The 678-nt window shown below is 41.9% G+C and carries 1 protein-coding gene; it reads right to left on the bottom strand.

All coding sequences use genetic code 11. The annotated features are described in order from the left end of the window. Positions 1 to 473, bottom strand: a 473-nt coding sequence (locus DVK07_RS22530) for a hypothetical protein (protein WP_147441288.1), incomplete at its 3' end; no start/stop codon positions are given. Positions 474 to 678 lie beyond the last annotated feature (205 nt).

Below are 678 nucleotides of genomic sequence, written 5' to 3'. Positions count from 1 at the left end.
ATCTGTCCGTATGACTTCTTTGAATAATACTCTGAGATAACGACAAGCAGCAGCTCCAATGTTGTGGTTAGAATATTTGTGAGACCCGAGAAATCACTCGCAGCAGTGACTTCCTCTATTTTCAACTTCTCTATCTGGTAATGAATGTGTGTGGGTAGCTTCGACTGCCAGACTTCATCCATTGATATGCTAAGTAAGAGCTCTCCTTCCTCTGATGTCGAATCGTCAAGGATATCTAACCCTTGATAAACCGTTTGTGGTGTCAAAGAGTCGTTGAGAGTTATTTCAATGATCGAGTCAAGGATCTCCGTACCGACACCATATTGGCGAAGGTATTGAGAGGCATATATCACAAATTGAGCGGTGTTTACGTCATACTCGACGTGAATCAAGTCGTTTACTTGTGTTGTTTCGATTTTACCACCGGATTCTAGCCTCTCAGATACACCCCCAGATAGGTAGGTCTCAAACACATCTATAACATTCCCCAACTGTTGTTTATGCGACTTGGTGTCCGGAATTTCACCAGATACATCAGCTAATTCTCGTCGTGATAACTTGATATTCCCTTCCAGTAGATATGACTTTGATCTGCTGATTTTAGCCAAATCAGAATACCTATTTGCTACGCTCTGATTATCCAACGAATTCTCGTGAATGCCTGAAGCGACTTCATAT

Source organism: Halorubrum sp. Atlit-26R, assembly GCF_003666015.1.
In the GTDB taxonomy this organism is placed as follows: Archaea; Halobacteriota; Halobacteria; order Halobacteriales; family Haloferacaceae; genus Halorubrum.
Note: the sequence above shows the minus strand (reverse complement) of the source record. Positions and strands in the feature narration are given on the sequence as shown.